Source organism: Microbacterium gorillae (genome assembly GCF_050990725.1).
In the GTDB taxonomy this organism is placed as follows: Bacteria; Actinomycetota; Actinomycetes; order Actinomycetales; family Microbacteriaceae; genus Microbacterium; species Microbacterium gorillae_A.
Genome location: NZ_CP158844.1, coordinates 1,790,142 through 1,805,638 on the forward strand (window position 1 = coordinate 1,790,142; position 15,497 = coordinate 1,805,638).

General features: G+C 65.0%; 20 protein-coding genes. 16 read left to right on the top strand and 4 right to left on the bottom strand.

Annotation, left to right across the window (positions count from 1 at the left end; translation table 11 throughout):
* Nucleotides 1-107: 107 nt before the first annotated feature.
* The 4 genes from ABTV68_RS07855 (at nucleotide 108) to ABTV68_RS07870 (ending at nucleotide 3,022) form a co-directional block, all read left to right on the top strand.
* Complete coding sequence (locus ABTV68_RS07855; protein WP_433677072.1) at nucleotides 108-473, top strand: hypothetical protein; 366 nt, start codon at nucleotides 108-110, stop codon at nucleotides 471-473.
* Nucleotides 474-502: 29 nt separating this feature from the next.
* Entirely contained in the window at nucleotides 503-739 is a 237-nt protein-coding gene (locus ABTV68_RS07860; protein ID WP_433677073.1) for a hypothetical protein, read from the top strand.
* A complete protein-coding gene (locus ABTV68_RS07865; protein ID WP_433677074.1) occupies nucleotides 736-2,130 on the top strand; it encodes a hypothetical protein in 1,395 nt (464 codons plus the stop codon). Before ABTV68_RS07860 ends, ABTV68_RS07865 begins: the two co-directional genes overlap by 4 nt.
* Before the next feature lie 370 nt (nucleotides 2,131-2,500).
* Nucleotides 2,501-3,022 carry a hypothetical protein gene (locus ABTV68_RS07870; RefSeq protein ID WP_433677075.1) on the top strand — a complete coding sequence of 174 codons (522 nt, stop codon included), beginning with the start codon at nucleotides 2,501-2,503 and terminating at the stop codon, nucleotides 3,020-3,022.
* On the opposite strand, the gene ABTV68_RS07875 is transcribed toward ABTV68_RS07870, so the two are convergent.
* Entirely contained in the window at nucleotides 3,019-3,417 is a 399-nt protein-coding gene (locus ABTV68_RS07875) for a helix-turn-helix domain-containing protein (protein WP_433677076.1), read from the bottom strand. The two genes, ABTV68_RS07870 and ABTV68_RS07875, sit on opposite strands and share 4 nt — an antisense overlap.
* 46 nt (nucleotides 3,418-3,463) lie before the next feature.
* On the opposite strand from ABTV68_RS07875, the gene ABTV68_RS07880 reads away from it, so the two are divergent.
* On the top strand, nucleotides 3,464-4,279 hold the full coding sequence (locus ABTV68_RS07880; RefSeq protein WP_433677077.1) for a hypothetical protein: 816 nt from the start codon (nucleotides 3,464-3,466) through the stop codon (nucleotides 4,277-4,279).
* 92 nt (nucleotides 4,280-4,371) lie between these two features.
* On the opposite strand, the gene ABTV68_RS07885 is transcribed toward ABTV68_RS07880, so the two are convergent.
* A complete protein-coding gene (locus ABTV68_RS07885) occupies nucleotides 4,372-5,904 on the bottom strand; it encodes a recombinase family protein (RefSeq protein ID WP_433677078.1) in 1,533 nt (510 codons plus the stop codon).
* On the opposite strand from ABTV68_RS07885, the gene ABTV68_RS07890 reads away from it, so the two are divergent.
* From ABTV68_RS07890 to ABTV68_RS07915, 6 genes are all read left to right on the top strand, one after another.
* Nucleotides 5,903-6,667: a CpaF family protein gene (locus ABTV68_RS07890; protein WP_433677079.1), complete on the top strand. Its 765-nt coding sequence runs from the start codon at nucleotides 5,903-5,905 to the stop codon at nucleotides 6,665-6,667. The genes ABTV68_RS07885 and ABTV68_RS07890 overlap by 2 nt on opposite strands.
* Complete coding sequence (locus ABTV68_RS07895; RefSeq protein WP_433677080.1) at nucleotides 6,664-7,527, top strand: type II secretion system F family protein; 864 nt, start codon at nucleotides 6,664-6,666, stop codon at nucleotides 7,525-7,527. The genes ABTV68_RS07890 and ABTV68_RS07895 overlap by 4 nt, the downstream gene beginning before the upstream one ends.
* Nucleotides 7,524-8,468, top strand: coding sequence for a type II secretion system F family protein (locus tag ABTV68_RS07900; RefSeq protein ID WP_433677081.1), 945 nt, complete (start codon nucleotides 7,524-7,526; stop codon nucleotides 8,466-8,468). The genes ABTV68_RS07895 and ABTV68_RS07900 overlap by 4 nt, the downstream gene beginning before the upstream one ends.
* Before the next feature lie 108 nt (nucleotides 8,469-8,576).
* Nucleotides 8,577-9,932, top strand: coding sequence for a sensor histidine kinase (locus ABTV68_RS07905; RefSeq protein ID WP_433677082.1), 1,356 nt, complete (start codon nucleotides 8,577-8,579; stop codon nucleotides 9,930-9,932).
* Between the two features lie 10 nt (nucleotides 9,933-9,942).
* The gene (locus tag ABTV68_RS07910; protein WP_433677083.1) at nucleotides 9,943-10,590 is read left to right on the top strand and encodes a LuxR C-terminal-related transcriptional regulator; all 648 of its coding nucleotides are present in this window, start codon (nucleotides 9,943-9,945) and stop codon (nucleotides 10,588-10,590) included.
* A gap of 34 nt (nucleotides 10,591-10,624) precedes the next feature.
* Nucleotides 10,625-10,888 (top strand): hypothetical protein, encoded by a 264-nt coding sequence (locus tag ABTV68_RS07915; protein WP_433677084.1) that lies wholly within the window; start codon nucleotides 10,625-10,627, stop codon nucleotides 10,886-10,888.
* Between the two features lie 34 nt (nucleotides 10,889-10,922).
* On the opposite strand, the gene ABTV68_RS07920 is transcribed toward ABTV68_RS07915, so the two are convergent.
* Nucleotides 10,923-11,435 (bottom strand): hypothetical protein, encoded by a 513-nt coding sequence (locus tag ABTV68_RS07920; protein WP_433677085.1) that lies wholly within the window; start codon nucleotides 11,433-11,435, stop codon nucleotides 10,923-10,925.
* Nucleotides 11,436-11,563: 128 nt separating this feature from the next.
* Here ABTV68_RS07920 and ABTV68_RS07925 point away from each other — a divergent pair, with 128 nt between their 5' ends.
* The 4 genes from ABTV68_RS07925 to ABTV68_RS07940 are packed head-to-tail and all read left to right on the top strand — an operon-like array spanning nucleotide 11,564 to nucleotide 12,954.
* Complete coding sequence (locus ABTV68_RS07925) at nucleotides 11,564-11,746, top strand: hypothetical protein (protein ID WP_433677086.1); 183 nt, start codon at nucleotides 11,564-11,566, stop codon at nucleotides 11,744-11,746.
* Nucleotides 11,743-12,147, top strand: coding sequence for a TadE/TadG family type IV pilus assembly protein (locus ABTV68_RS07930; RefSeq protein ID WP_433677087.1), 405 nt, complete (start codon nucleotides 11,743-11,745; stop codon nucleotides 12,145-12,147). Before ABTV68_RS07925 ends, ABTV68_RS07930 begins: the two co-directional genes overlap by 4 nt.
* Nucleotides 12,116-12,544, top strand: coding sequence for a TadE family protein (locus tag ABTV68_RS07935; protein ID WP_433677088.1), 429 nt, complete (start codon nucleotides 12,116-12,118; stop codon nucleotides 12,542-12,544). The genes ABTV68_RS07930 and ABTV68_RS07935 overlap by 32 nt, the downstream gene beginning before the upstream one ends.
* Nucleotides 12,544-12,954 (top strand): hypothetical protein, encoded by a 411-nt coding sequence (locus ABTV68_RS07940; RefSeq protein WP_433677089.1) that lies wholly within the window; start codon nucleotides 12,544-12,546, stop codon nucleotides 12,952-12,954. The genes ABTV68_RS07935 and ABTV68_RS07940 overlap by 1 nt, the downstream gene beginning before the upstream one ends.
* 7 nt (nucleotides 12,955-12,961) lie before the next feature.
* On the opposite strand, the gene ABTV68_RS07945 is transcribed toward ABTV68_RS07940, so the two are convergent.
* Nucleotides 12,962-14,221 (bottom strand): MFS transporter, encoded by a 1,260-nt coding sequence (locus ABTV68_RS07945; RefSeq protein WP_433677574.1) that lies wholly within the window; start codon nucleotides 14,219-14,221, stop codon nucleotides 12,962-12,964.
* Between the two features lie 146 nt (nucleotides 14,222-14,367).
* On the opposite strand from ABTV68_RS07945, the gene prfB reads away from it, so the two are divergent.
* Nucleotides 14,368-15,477, top strand: a complete 1,110-nt coding sequence (gene prfB / locus ABTV68_RS07950; RefSeq protein WP_433677090.1) for a peptide chain release factor 2 — start codon at nucleotides 14,368-14,370, stop codon at nucleotides 15,475-15,477.
* Nucleotides 15,478-15,497 lie beyond the last annotated feature (20 nt).

Here is a 15,497-nt window from a genome sequence, read left to right on the forward strand (position 1 = left end):
AATGGCCTGGTATTCCTCGCTCGAATGAATTACGCTCTTCTTAAAGAGAGCGATACTACATCGCTCTCTTTGTTGTTGAAAGAGTAGTTCTCGGAATAGGAAACAAAATGGCTATCAGTATCTTTCCCGTCGATGCGTCGAAGTTTGATCAGGTAATGGTTCTCGGGCACAGCGAAGTGGTGTACGACAACGAAGTTCAGAAGGACGAGGATGGAAATACACTGTTCAACGTCCAGGTCGCTTTGACCTCACGTGACCAGTTCGGTCGCGTAAATGGCGAGGTGATCCAGGTTCGCCAGACCGGTCGCAAGGACAAGCCGCCGGTCGATTTCGTTGGCCCAGCGCAGTTCCCCAATGGGCTCACCGTCTCGATTCGAGTCAACGACAAGGGCTACCTAAACCAGTACTGGAACGCCGATTTGATCGCCCCGGCGACGCCGAAGATCGCTCAGCCTGGCCCCCAGAACGGCTGAGCATCATGAGGATCGTCCAAACCCTACCGTTGGGCGAACCCCTCTTCTTGCAGGGGCTGGCCACCGGGTTGCTAATCGTGCTCGGTGGCTGGCTCCTGCTCGGGGTGATCGACGGCATCGGTCGAATTATCGATCGACACCAGATTCGGCGCATCGATGCCGATCAGAAGTCGCAGGCAGCGTATCGCCTCGGTCGTCGTGATGCGCAAGGCCAGCAGCGGCTTCAGGACTCAGATCTGATGCTCTCGCACAGGAGGTCATTGTGAGCGCCGCCACTGATCCCAAGCAGGAAGAGTCCGGCTTCTTGATGGTAGTCAAGTGGATACTGCTCCGGCTCTGGGCTTTTCCTACCGTCGCGATCATCGTGATCGGGTCGTGCTTCTTCGTCGGCCTCATTGTCGGTCAGCGATGGGGGCAGCTGGTTCTCTGCTGCATCGTAATCACGGCGGCGTACCTCGGTGATCGGCTCCTTCTCAGCGGCAAGCTGCTTCGCACCTACCGAGCGTGGGCGAACGCACACACGGCGGTCCATCGTGTTCGTCTCATCTGGCCCGACTTGATGCAACGCCTCGGACTCAGCTACCGCACTCCGGACGGCGCGCTCCAGTTCCCTCGGGTTCGGCAGGTCGAGGACAATAACGGTCGGCTGCGCATCGTGTTTGACTCGCTCTCCACGCAGCACCTTGGGGACTTCGACAATCTGGCCGAGCGCTTCCGCACTGCATTTGGAGGTGTTCGCGTCTCCCTTGTCGAGCGCGCCGCAGGGACATACGAACTCAATGTCATACGCACCGACCCGCTCGTAAACGGGTTCACAGTCACCCCTGAAGCTTGCCTACCCGGGGACACGATGTCGGCCCAGTTCGGCATCGCAGAATCCGGCTATCAACTCCGACTTCCCCTCGACCAGAATCACGCGCTTTTTGGCGGCATCCCTGGTGCAGGCAAGTCGGTCGCCCTGAACGTCGCCATGTCCAGCATCGCGAATGAGCCCGCCGTCCAGATCATCGGTATCGACTGCCGACGTGGCATGGAGTTCACCGATTGGAGCCCACGGCTCTCAGCGCTCGCCATTGACCAGGAGTCAGCGCTCGATCTGCTTCGCGATGTCAAGAAGATTGCTATCGCGCGCGCCGATGCCCTCACCGCGTCCGGCTATCGCAAGCAGGCGGACAAGGGGTATACGGTCGACGAACCCTTGTTCGTGGTTGTCATCGATGAATGCGCCGAGTTGTTCGACACGTCAACTCCCGAAGCCAAGAAACTCTCCAGTGAGCTTGTCGGTCTCGTCTCGCAGATCATTCGTGTGTACGGGCGTGCCGGTGGCATCTCGATGGTTCTGGCAACCCAGAAGCCCACTACTGATGCGATCCCGTCGATCATCCGTGACAACGTCTCGTTCAGAGTCGCGTTCCGGTGCAAGACTCCTGAGCAGGCGCGTGCAATCTTCGGTGACTCTGCATCGTCTTCTATCTCCCCGACGCGCATCGGTCATGAGCAGAAGGGCTATTGCGTCTTCGAGGACGAACGTGCCAACCATGTCATGGGTCGTTCTGCGTTCGTGTCCGCCGAGTCGGTGCGACAGATCGCCACTGCATCAGCTTCGCTTCGTCGCCCACTCTCTGACTTCATCCCAACTTCGGACGACGTCTCATGAGCCAGCTCGATACCCACGATCTGCCAGACGCATCGGGTCCGTGTTCGGCGCATGGCGACGCCAGTGTCTCCAATTGGCCCCACGGAGATTCGATGCAGATCGTCACCGACGATTTGCCCACCTACCGCAAGCCTGCTTCTCATCTGCGCGATGCGGCTCCTCCCGACACTCGACGTGACGCAGACGTTCGTCAGAGCGGCGTAGTCGGTACTGCGGTGGAACAGAGGAGTGCGGGCGACGGCCCTCGAATCAGCGAATCCCGCCAGGGATCGGGTTCAGCCCGAGCAGAGGCGAGAACGAATCTGTCCCATCGCGCGTACTCCATCCCCTATCTCGGCATTGTTCAAGTTCTATCGATCAGGAGTGAAGCATGACCACGAAGACCCCGCGCTCACCATTCGCGGGCACTCTCGTCCCCGCCATCGTGACCGTTGCCATCGCGCTTGCGCTCGTTCTTGCGTTCATCGCGGTTTCGTTCACGCAGCGAGACTCTGGCGACCTCGCGGCGACGACTTCCGACTCCACACCGTCGGCGAACGCAGCGACCCAAGACGTTGATGCCTTCAAAGCGCTTCAGACCTACACAGGCACGGAGGCTCACGCGACGGCATATGCCGAATGGCAGACCCGTTGGAATCCTGACTACAGCTACGCGCTGGAACCCTCAACGTGCGTGCCCCCACGGCCGGACGATGTCACCCCGCTCGGTGACGATGCCACAGTGATCGTGTACTGCATCGCTACCGCGACATCGCTCGCAGACGGCACGGAGTTCAGCGCTGTTGCTATGTCTCAACTTCGCTACGACGGCGAAGACACCAAGATCATCGGCGGCGGCCTCGGGGTCGGAGCTGATGGAGAGCACCGTATTGCCGCGACCCCAAGCCCCTAAGGCAGAAGCTCCTGCGGTGGCACGTCAAGGGCCGCGGCGAGCCCATAGAGCGTAGTCATCCTTGGGTTCGATGGTGGACCGGCCTCGGATGCCGAACCCCGCCCGGCTTCAATGAGCTGCATCTGGTTCTTCGAGATGCCGGCTTCGTGCGCCAAGGACTCCTGCGACATCCCAGCTGCAAGCCTTAACTCGCGCACACGTTCACCGAACGCACGCGAGCGACTCTTGTTCCAGACCATCCCTTCGATGCTCCGCGCGCCGAGAGGTGCAGGAAACCATATATACCTGGACTTCCATATTGTGTGCGTCCTATGCGAGGATGAGGCTCGTCTGTAGAGCCTGGGGGTCTTCGTGCGTAGAGCGCTGCTGTGTGGGGTTGTTGTTGCGGTTGGCATCGCCGCTGTCGGATGCGCACCATCGGGGAGCGACGCTCAGCCACCGGTGACCACCCCGAGCAGTTCGGTCATCGAGACAGGTGCCCCGTCGGCGTCAAGCGCTCCCACTACCGCAGCAAGTGACACGGTTGAGCAGTCGGATTCATGGATCGGCATGTATCAAGGTGCCTATGGTTGGGGCATCTTCGAGTACTCGCCGGTTACTGGCAAGGTTGACTACTCCTTGTTTGGCCCAGAGTCCGACATCGATAAGACGCCGCTCGATGTTTCTCCGAATCGACAGTGGGTTATCGTCGGCTCTGACAAGGCGGAAGTGCTCGTTTCGAGGATCGACCGATCTGCTCGCATGACGTACAGCATGTCGATGATCCCGCTCAAGTCGCCAGACTGGGATGTGACCGACACTCGCTTCGACGGAAGGACCGGCGCTCGGTTTGGTGGAACGTCCGGAGCAGAGCTATGGATCGTAACGAGAGCCCGATCGACCCCCGATGCACAGGTATGGGGTATCGACGTTGAGTCAGAGAACCCGACGCCTCGCTTGGTTGCGGAATTCACGTTCCCCGCTGATGGCTCGCAGATGTTCAACTTCGTCACCGGCGAACCGGCTCCCAATGATCAGGCATACGCCGAGTTCCGGAACGACAGCCGCAATGAGGGCCTGTACAGTCACGTGAACCTGCCCGGTGGCGCGCAGATCTGGCTCGACGCATCAGGGGGAGAGGGCTCAACGGTTCTTCGCACTTGGTATCGGTCATCCGAATCTGCGGAGTGGGAGGCAGTTGGAAAGCCTGGAGACTTGGGCGCGTCAGGTGATGTGACAGTGCTCGCCTATCCGGCACCTGAGATGCTTCCGAAGTGAGACGCGAAGCTGTCTCGAGCCTGATTCGGTAGCGCCAGAAGCTCTCAGTGCGATTCTGAGCGCCCGATACGTAATTCGACGCGTATCTTCTACTAGTTCGCTTTCTGGTGCTTCTGGTGCGAAGCAGCGGGTCGGGGCCTTGCCTCGCGCCAGATCACGGCAACTCGCTCCGGGTTGAACCGTGCTCCGGACTTGTTTCCCCGCGGTGCGGGAGCAATGTTGATTCGCTCGATGACTCGTCCGATGAGCGATCGGGCGCTCGCCACCAACTGCTCATCCGGTGTCGCCGCTGAGTCGAGCGTCGCTCGCATATCGGCCCAGAACTTCAAGCCGTCGACGATCTGCTGCTGCCGGATTCTGTCGCGGAGCTGCTGAGCCCGTGTCTCCTCGAGCTCAGCGATTCGAGAGTCGAGGCGGTCCAACTGGCGGATCATCTCTGCCTTCGTGATGATGCCATCACTATGAAGGTCGAGCACTTCAAGCCGCCTGTTCTCGATGGAGTCGAGGGGGAGAGGCGCTTCCTCCTCGATCGGAGTGAGCGGAACGTCGAACTGCTCCGTCTTCGATGCACGAGCGCTGATTGCGTCTTTGATGAGCGTCTCCAGTGCGCGGGTGCTGATCGACACCTTGCCACAGGCCCATTCGGCAGTACCTGCATGGCATGCGTACGTGGTCGATGATCGAGACATGACGCATGTGCATCCTGCGCAGTAGACCAGGCCACCGAGGAGCGCCTTGGCAGGGCGGCCGATGTTTGTTCGACGCGCAGGGTCAAGCAGAATCGCTCTCACCTTGAGCCACGTGTCGTCATCAAGAATCGCGTCCCACTGGGCCTTGTAGGTCGCCATGTTGGGTGGCACATCGCCCGAGACCATACGGCGCGCTCGATGCCCAGCCCACTTATCTCGGGCCTCCTGCGGGATGTGCATTCTTAGACCCGCGACCTTGGGGCCAGTCAGCACGGCTTTCAGACGACCCGAGTCGACGTACTTGCCGGTCTCCTCGGTGAACCATCGTGCGGTCGATGCCAAGGACTGGCCCAGGATGATTCGCTGCGCCGCAGCTCTGAGCGCGGGGGCCTGAACAGGATGGTGTTCGAGTACGCCTTTTTCGCCTGAGCTGGATCGCTGGAAGCCAGTGGGAATCTGACCACCATGCCAGCGCCCTTGCTTTGCGAGTTCGAGATGGGCACGTTGCTGACGCTCGGCCTTGTGCTCGACCTCATTTCGAGCGACAGAACCGAGGAGCCGTGCGACCATGCGACCGGTCGGTGTGTTGAGATCTATTTCGCCAGCCGTCACGGTGTAGATCGTTAGGTTGCTGCGTTCAACCAGCTCGATGATGTCTTCTAGCTGACTCGGGTGCCGATACAGCCTGTCGGTGTGCCACACTACGATCCCGTCGAGGCTTCCCGCGGCGATGAGCTGCTTCAAGCTCTCCCATTGCGGGCGCTTGGCATTTCGCTTGTACGCGCTGCGGTCGTTGTCCTCAAACACCGCGATGACGTTGAGGTGCTGCGCCTGCGCCAGTTGCTGACAGTCGTCGCGTTGACGCGCCACTCCGGCGCCGGTCTTCTGCCGATCGTCGCTGATGCGCGTGTAGATCGCCACTCTCGGTGCTGCCATGAGAGCTATCGTATATGCGCTGCGCGTGGATGCGTCGCTGGTCGACGGGTCACGAGTTCACGTCGTCATTCCGGACGTCGTGCGCGCGCACTGGACGGTGAACATCCGGAAGTTCCTCACCCGATTCCGTGATCTGGACGGACTGGTCGACGTCGGAGCGCTTCCGCCGTCGCTCGCGTACAACCTGACGCAGGCGATGACGCAGGGAGCCAGTGTTCTCGTGTCGGGGGCCACCCATGCGGGAAAGACCACGATGCTGAGCGCGCTCATTGCAGCGGAGCCCTCGGAGCACCGCATCATCACCGTGGAGGAAACCTTCGAACTCGCGGTCGACGCCCTTGACGTCGTGGCGATGCAGGGTCGTCAGCCGTCGCTGGAGGGCACCGGTGAGATTCCTCTTCGCCGACTGGTGAAAGAGGCCCTGCGTATGCGGCCGGATCGTCTGGTGGTCGGGGAGGTTCGGGATGCCGAGGCGCTGGATCTGGTGCTCGCACTCAACACCGGCGTGCCGTGTGCCGCCACGATCCACGCCAACAGTGCGGCGGAGGCGCTCGACAAGCTGATGTCGCTCACGCTGTTGGCGGGGCGCAACGTCGACCGCGCTTTTGTGGCCCCGGCGATCGCCCGCAGCGTGGACCTGGTCGTGCACTGCGAACGGCGCGCCGACGGATCCCGGCGCGTGGCCGAGGTTCTCGCGCCCGAGGTCGATGCGGCGGGGGAGCCTGGCGCGCAGGTTCTCTATCGGGCGGAGCGGGCAGCATGACGGCGCTGTGGGCGATCTGCTTCGCGGCGGGTGTGCTCTGCATCGCCTCCGTCTGGCTGTGGCCTCGTCGGGATGAACCGGCACCGGTCGTCAGCCGCCCCGAGTCTGCCATGCGGACGCTGTTGGCCGAGGCGGGCGCATCCGTGCTGTCGCCGGGGGCGCTCACGATCATCGTGACGACGTGTGCGTTCGTGGCGGCATCGGCCGCATGGATCCTGACGCGGCTGCCCGTGCTTGCCGTGCTCGCTCTCGTCGCCGGTGCCGTTGCGCCGTTCTCGGTGCTGCGCGCTCGCCGCGCCCGCCGTCAGCAGGAGCGGCGCTCGGTGTGGCCGGACGTCTGCGATCTCCTGGTCGCCTCGGTGCGGGCGGGGCAGAGTCTTCCGGACGGCGTGGCGGCGCTCGCGGACCTGGCACCATCGCCCGTTCGTGCCGACTTCCGCCAGTTCCGGGCTGATCTGGCCGCCTCCGGTCATTTCGATTCGGCCGTCCTCGCGCTGAAGGAGCGCCTCGCCGACCCCACTGCCGATCGCATCGTGGAGACGCTCCGGATGGCTCGCCAGGTGGGTGGTACCGAGCTTCCGAGCGTGCTGCGATCGCTGTCGACCGCCGTCCGCGCGGAGGCGGCCGTGCGTGGCGAGGTCACCGCGCGGCAGTCGTGGATCCGCGGAGCGGCAGTCGTGGGCGTGGTGGCTCCCTGGGTGATTCTCGGACTCCTCGTCGCGCGCCCCGAGGGCGCTGCGGCATACTCAACGCCGATGGGCGTGCTGCTGATCGCGGCGGCCGCCGGGGTGTCTTTCGTGGCGTATCGGCTGATGATGCGCATCGGACGGCTGCCGGAGCCGCGGCGGTGGTTCCGATGACGACAACGCTCACCGATGCCGCCATCGCGGTGCTCCTCGGCACGGTGCTGGGATGCGGGTTGTGGTCGATCCTCGCCGCGCTTCCGCACTGGTCGGCGCCGCAGCTCATACGACGCATCGCGCCCTACATCCGCGATGTCACCGACCCCGCGGGGACGAGCCTGTCGGAACCGTCGCTCATCGATCCGGCCGCGGGGCTGACGGCGCTGCTGCGGGCCACCTGGCGAGGCGCTCGACGACGCCTGGTGCCGCTTCTGGGCGGGACCGACGCGCTGGCGGCACGGCTGCGCCGTGCGGGGTGGTCGACCCAGTCCGAGCGATTCCGGGAACGCCAGCTTGCCATCGCGCTGGGTGCGGCAGCCCTCGGAGCCCTCGTGACCATCGGCCTGGCGCTTGCCGGACGATTCACGATCCCCGCGCTGCTGCTTCCCGTCGCCTTCGGTACGGCCGGCTTCCTCGGCGCTGATGTGTGGTTGACACAGGCGGTGAAGCGTCGCCGGCATCGCATCGAAGACGAGCTGCCCACGGTGCTCGAGTTCCTCGCGCTGTGCCTGGCGGCGGGGGAGAGCCTGCACGATGCGGTGAAGCGGACCGCCGCCGTCGGCGTGGGCGCTCTCGCCGGCGAGCTGCGGGCTGTCACCCTGGAAACCGGAACGGGCTCCAACCTGGCCACTGCGCTCGCGGCCGCGGGGGAGCGGATCGACGTCCCCGGTGTGAGTCGGGCCTTCGACCATCTGCTGTCCGCGCTGGAGCGCGGCGCTCCGCTTGCAGCGGTGCTGCGCGATCAGGCGTCCGACGCCCGTGAGGACCGAAAGCAGGCGATGCTCGATCAGGCCGGACGCAACGAAGTGACGATGCTGTTTCCTCTGGTCTTTCTGATCCTTCCTCTCTCCGTCTTGCTCGCGGTGTTCCCCGGCATCCACCTGCTGCGCCTCGGCTGAGGTGCGGTGTGCGGGGCCGGACTCGGGCAGGATAGGGGGGATAACCCCCGCGTCAGTTCGTACGCCTCTCGGATGTCGTGACCGGGCGGGATTCGGGAGCCTGGAGGCATGACACAAATGATGCAGAGCCCGTCCCGGACGAGCCCATCCGCACCCGCTCCCGGTCGGGGGTATCTCGAACTCTGGCGCCGCACTCCGGGAACCTTCGTCGCCATCGCCGGCACCTTCGGTCTTGGGCTCGTGACGATCGTCACGCTGGTCGCTCTCTTCTTCACCGGCCTCGCGCTGTCGATCTTCGGCGTCGGCATCTTCCTCGTGGCGTTGTCACTGATCGTGGCACGGCGATTCGCGCAGCGGCACGTGAGAATGCTGCTGCGGTCCGGACTGCCCGCCATCGCCGAGCCGTATCGAGCCCACGCGCAGTCCGATGTCTCCTCGTGGCGCGCGGCTCGCGAGGAGCTGCGGAGCACCCACGACTGGGCGGCGCTGATTCACGGACTCATCGTCAACTTCGTCCTGTCATCGATCAGCTTCTGCCTCGCGCTGCCGTGGATCGCGCTCGCGGTCATGGGACCGCTGACTCCGCTCTGGGAACCGTTCTCGAGCGTGAGCAACCGCGTGTGGGCAGCAGAGCTGATCGAGAACGTCTCGTTCCTGTCGGGCTGGAGCCCGTCCCTCGTGGTGATGGTCGTCCTCGGGAGCGCGGGACTGATCGCGCTGGCGACTCTGCCGCTGGTGCTGCGCGGCCTCGTCGGGATGCAGTGGCGTGTGGCGCGAGCCATGCTCGGCCCGTGGGCGGGGGATGATCTGCAGGCGCAGATCGACGATGAGCGCGAAGCTCGACAGGCTGCGCTGCACGCCGAGGACTCCGATCTGCGACGACTGGAGCGCGACCTGCACGACGGCCCGCAGCAACGGCTCATCCGCCTCCAGATGGACCTCGGATTGCTGGAGCGCCGCGCCAAGTCGGGCGATGCCGATGCTGCGGCGGAACTGGCGGCCCGTGCGCGCGCTGGTGCCCAGGAGACGCTTGCCGAACTGCGCGCCCTGTCCGCCGGTGTCGCGCCGCCTCTCCTCCAGGATCGTGGGTTCACGGCAGCCGTCGAGTCGCTGGCCGAGGTGACCGGCATTCCCGTGACGCTGGATGTGGACCGATCCGTCGACGATCTGCTCTCTTCAGAGGCGGCGCGGAGCCTGTACTTCGTGACGGCGGAGCTCCTCACCAACGTCGTGAAGCACGCCGACGCCGGTCGCGCCGCCGTGTCGGTGGCACGGACGGGGGAGACCGTGGTGCTTCGCGTGGTCGACGACGGCATCGGTGGAGCCGTGGTCCGCAGTGCGCATGGTCTCGCCGGTCTGCAGGAGCGGCTGCGCGGGTTGCGCGGTCAGCTGGAGATCGAGCCGGCAGCGTCGGGAACAGCAATCCGCGTGACGGTTCCGGTGACCGCGGTCGCCGCTCGGTAGGTTGAGGAGCATGTCAGGGCTGCGCGTCGCCGTCATCGAGGATTCGGTTCTTCTTCGCGAAGGGCTGGTTCTGCTCCTGCAGGAGCTCGGCCACACGGTCGTCGCATCGTGGGGTGACGCGGGGCCTCTGGGAGATGGCAGCTCGCTGGAGGCGGACGTTCTGGTGACAGACGTCCGCCTCCCACCCGACTTCCGTGACGAGGGTCTCGTGGCGGCGAAGAAGCTCCGACGTGATCGCCCCGACATCGCCGTGCTGGTGCTCAGTCAGTATGTCGAGGGTGTGTACGCGCGCGAGCTGCTGGCGTCGGGTGAGGGCAGTGTCGGCTACCTGCTCAAGGACCGCATCACGTCGGTGGATGACCTCGACGATGCGATCACGCGCGTGGTCGACGGCGGCACCGTGCTGGATCCGAAGGTGGTGGCTCAATTGTTCGCAGCGCAGCGTGATCCGCTCGAAGCGCTCACGGCTCGCGAGCGTGAGGTGTTGGTGCTGATGGCCGAGGGACACAGCAACAGCGCGATCGCAGAGCGGCTGTTCGTGGGGACGGGTGCCGTCGAGAAGCACGTGCGCAGCATCTTCGGCAAGCTGGGTCTCGAGGAATCGTCGGCCGAGAATCGTCGGGTGCGGGCTGTGATCACGTGGCTGCAGCGGTCGTGACATCGGGCTTCGTGGCATCTGCGACGATGGACAAGTGACCTCCGAAGACGCGACCGCACGTTTGAGCGCCGTGCTGGCAGAATCCGAGAACGGGGGTCTCGCAGATCGCCTCGCTGAGCTTGCGGTGGATCTGCGTGATCGGTCCGGCATGGATCAGCGCACGATGTTCACCCTTTTCAACCGGGCACTCTCCGCGGCCGACGAGGACGATGACCTCGTGCGGGACGCACTCGAAGTCGTCATCGACCGCGTCAGTGGCTGGTGCGAGCCGCACCGGCGCATCTTCCCCGAGCCGTGAGCGATCCGCGGTGCGTGTCCGTATCCGCCTGCGACTAGTAGTCGCAGGCGGCGGCCTCGAACGCTTCTTCGGCCATGACCGTGGCTTTGCCGCCGTACGGGCTCTCCCCACTCAGTACCTCGCCCGGTCTGAGGGACGCGAGCTGCGACAGCATGATGTTCTCAATCGACGGTGTGCGCGCGACATAGGGGAAGACGAGACTGCCGTTCCCACCGGTACCACTCACCTCGAACCCGCCGCCGGCATCGGAGAGGTCCACGTCGTCCACGGTGAGGTGGAAGACCCCCGCGGTGTGAATGCCGAGGGAGACGTCGTCCCGGTCGCCGGGCCGCGCCGGCACTGATGCGGAAGGCGTGGGGAGGATCTCGGGTTCGAACACCAGGAGCTTGTCGATGTAGCCCTCACAGACGACAAGCATGACTGAGAGGGTTCGCTCGCGCAGGTCGTAACCGGTCAGAGCTATCGCCCCGACGACGGCCGGGGAACACCCGGTCAAGCCGGTGATCGCGACCAACAGACCTCCCAGCGCGATGAAGCGGCTTCTCATGCTCGGAGGGTAGTCCTGCGGCGGGCGAACAGGGCAGATGCGTTGCCGAATCGACTTCTTGCCGCGGGGCGCCAGGTGCATGTGGATTGGTGAATTCTCATGATCCGACGCGATGCCACAGTGTGCGGATGTGGAAGAAGCTGAAGACGCGGGTGAGCACGGCTCTTGTGGAAGAACAGGGAGACGTACCCGGATGGGTGCTCATCACGATGATGACCGCCGCGTTGGTGATGGTGATCTGGGCGTTTGCGGGTGATGCGCTGATCAACCTGGTGGACAGCGCGCTGAAGGGCGTCGTCTTCACGCCATGATCGTCGCGAACCGCGTCTGGCGCGACGAGCGTGGCTCCGCCGTTGTCGAGTTCACTCTGGTCGGGACGCTGCTCACCCTGATGACGGTGGCGGTGATCCAGATCGGCATCGTGATCCATGTTCGCAACACCGTCCACGACGCCGCCGTGCAGGCAGCCTATGAGGCGGCTCTCGCCGACGTCGCCCCGGACCAGGTCGACGAGATCGTCCGCACGGTCGTCAGCTCCTCCGTCGGCGCCGATCTCGTCGGGGAAGTCCGAGCTTCCCGCACCGATGCGCTGGGGGTTCCGACGCTCGAAGTCCGGGTCACGGCCGTGTTGCCGCTCATCGTGTTCCTCGGCGTCCCGGACGGGCTGGAGGTGGTGGGGCGTGCGCCGGTGGAGTCGCTGGTGGTCGAATGACGCCGGGTCCGCGTCACTGGAGTTCATCGTGGCGGGCGTCGTTCTTCTCGCGCCGATCATGTACCTCGGCGTAGCGCTGAACAGCGTGCACAACCAGGCGATGGGTGTTCAGACCGCCGCGCGTCAGCTCACGCGCGTGCTGAGTTCCGGATCCGGCTCACCGGACGTTGTCCTGGCCGCCGTAGCGGCGGAGTACGGGATCGATCCGGACGCGATGCGTGTCGAGATCTCCTGCCTGCCCGTCAGTGACCCCTGCCCGGCACCCGGCGCTTTCGTCACGGTCCGCGTCCGCGCGGACGCGGTTCTTCCGCTCGCGCCACCTGTCCTGGATCTGGCACAGTCCACGGCGATCCCGCTGGAGTTCGTTCTCGTGCATCGCGTGCCCGGCGGCCACTGATGCGACTCCGCGACGACTCGGGAAGCCTGCTGCCGCTGGTGATCGGCTATGGTGCGCTGACCGCTGTGCTCATGGTCACGACCATCGACCTCGCCAGTCTCAACATGGCGCAACGTGGCTTGGATGCGGTTGCCGAGGCTGCGGCCCTGGCCGCCGCGGATACGTTCACACTGAGCGTCGCCGACGGCGAGCCCCGCGCCGTGTTGACGGCGCCGGGGGTCGCGATGGGCGCCGCCGCGCTCCTTGAGGCGACGCCCGGTCAAGCCGTGCTTGTCGCATCCGATACGCCGGATGGCACCAGCGCGGTGGTCACGGTGCAGATGATCTGGCACCCGCCGCTGTTCAGCATCGTGATTCCCGATGGCGTGACGCTGAGGTCGACGGCCATCGCTCGTACCGCGATCGGCTAGCGCCTGTTCATCCCTCGCCGGGATCCGGAGCCGTCGGACCACGCTGGGCCCGCGGAATGAACTTCGGCACCCACCGGATGAAGCCCAGTGCACCGGCGAAGGCCACGACGCTCATCAGTCCTGTGGCCCAGGCCAGCGACAGCAGGGCCGTGATTAGCGAGATCAGCACCGGTGCGAGCGCACCACCGGCATCGGTCAGCGTGCGCCACGAGCCGAGGAAGGGTGCGGGATCGTGCTGGGGCGCGACATCCGCGCCAAGCGTGAGCAGGATGCCGCTGGAGAGGCCATTGCCGACACCGAGCACCATGGCGAAGGCGGCGAACCACATCGCCGAACTGGGCAGATCGTGTGTCAGCGCGAGTGCTCCGAAGCCGAGCCCCATGAGCAGCATCGCGGGCAGCGCGGCCCACAGTCGGCCGAAGCGGTCCATCACCTGGCCGCTCGCGTAGAACAGTGCGAAGTCGATCGCGCCGGACAGGCCAACGACCAGAGCGATGGTCTGAGCGTCGAGCCCGATCGAGACGCCCCACAGCGGAAGGATCGCCTGGCGTGCGGATCGCACCGCCGAGAGGGACGCGGCCGCTACCCCGAGTCGTGCGAGAACACCGCGGTGCCGCCACATCGTGCGGAACACGCCCTCGTGCGTCGGGATGATCGCGATACCGCCCGTGATCGGCTCGCCGGTGTCTGCGGGCGAGGCTTCACGCGCTGTGGGGCGCGTGGGAAGCGGTGCGACCGTCTCGGGATCCGGTCCGAAGACCACAAGCGCCACGGCGGCCAGCAGACAGAGGCCGAGGAACCAGATGCTTGCGCGCTCGTCGCCGAACACCCAGAGCAGCCCGGCAGCCACGAACGGACCGATGAACATCCCGAAGCGGAACGACCCGCCCAGCAGCGACAGCGCGCGGGCGCGAAACGACAGCGGAACGCGGGTCGTCATGAACGAGTGTCGCGCCAGAGCGAAAGCCGCCGCGCAGAATCCGATGACGAGCGCCGCCGCCATCAGCATCACCACACCGGTTGCAAACGCAAGGAGGCCGACACCGACCAGTGCGAGGAGGCCGGAGCTGATCATGGTGCGGCGCTCACCGAAGCGGGCCACTGCCCAGCCGGCGGGAAGGTTGCCGCACAGCTGGCCGACCACGAGCGCGGCGACGATGAGCGAGGACATCGCGATGTCCGCACCGAGCTTCGTGGCCAGCACCGGCAGCAGAGGCACGACGGCCCCCTCGCCCAGGCTGAACAGGACGGTGGGGCCGTAGATCATCGGGGCGAGACGTTTGAGGATCTCGCCGGTGGAGGGTGCGTCTGTCACTGTGCTCGCTCTCCGTCTCCTCAGAGAAGACTCCTCCACCCTACGCCGCTCGTCTCACGCCGCAGAGACGCACCTGCGACCGCTAGGCTAAGGAAGCCATGCTCGATTACGAATTCACCTCCCAGATCGCTGCCGTCCGTTCCACGTTCGATGACATCCGTGCCGTCGTGGACGTCGATGCGCTGCGCGCAGACATCGCCCGCCTGAGCGAGGAAGCCGGTGCGCCCGATCTGTGGGATGACCCGGAAGCCGCGCAGAAGGTCACCAGCGCCCTCAGCCACAAGCAGGCCGACCTCGGCCGCGTCGAGGCGGTGGAGCGCCGGCTCGACGACCTCGATGTTCTCGTCGAGCTCGCCAACGAGATGGAAGACGCCGACGCTGAGCAGGAGGCGCGCGACGAGCTGGCGGCCCTGGAGAGCGTGGTGAGCCAGCTCGAGGTGCAGACGCTGCTCGACGGCGAATACGACGAGCGCTCCGCCGTTGTCACGATCCGCTCGGGCGCCGGCGGCGACGACGCCACCGACTTCGCCGAGATGCTCATGCGCATGTACCTGCGCTGGGCCGAGCGCAACAAGTACTCCGTCAAGGTCATGGACATCTCCTACGCCGAGGGTGCGGGGATCAAGTCGGCGACCTTCGAAGTCGACGCCCCCTACGCTTACGGCACCCTGTCGGTCGAGGCCGGCACGCACCGTCTGGCCCGCATCAGCCCGTTCGGCTCGGCCGACAAGCGGCAGACCAGCTTCGCCGCGGTCGAGGTCATCCCCGTGATGGAGGAGGCCGTCGAGGTCGACATCCCCGAAGGCGATCTGCGCGTTGACGTCTTCCGCTCATCGGGCCCCGGTGGACAGTCGGTCAACACCACAGACTCGGCCGTGCGCCTCACCCACATCCCCACGGGGATCGTGGTCTCGATGCAGAACGAGAAGTCTCAGATCCAGAACCGCGCCGCCGCGATGCGTGTCTTGCAAACGCGACTGCTCCTCCTGAAGAAGGAGGAGGAGGCCGCGAAGAAGAAGGAACTCGCCGGTGTGATCACAGCGAGCTGGGGCGATCAGATGCGATCGTACTTCCTCTACGGCCAGCAGCTGGTGAAGGATCTGCGCACCGGTTACGAGGTCGGAAACCCGGCGAGCGTGTTCGACGGCGACCTGGATGGCCTCATCTCGGCCGGAATCCGCTGGCGCAAGCGCAAGACCGAAGACTGAGAATCGACCTCGGCGAGGCG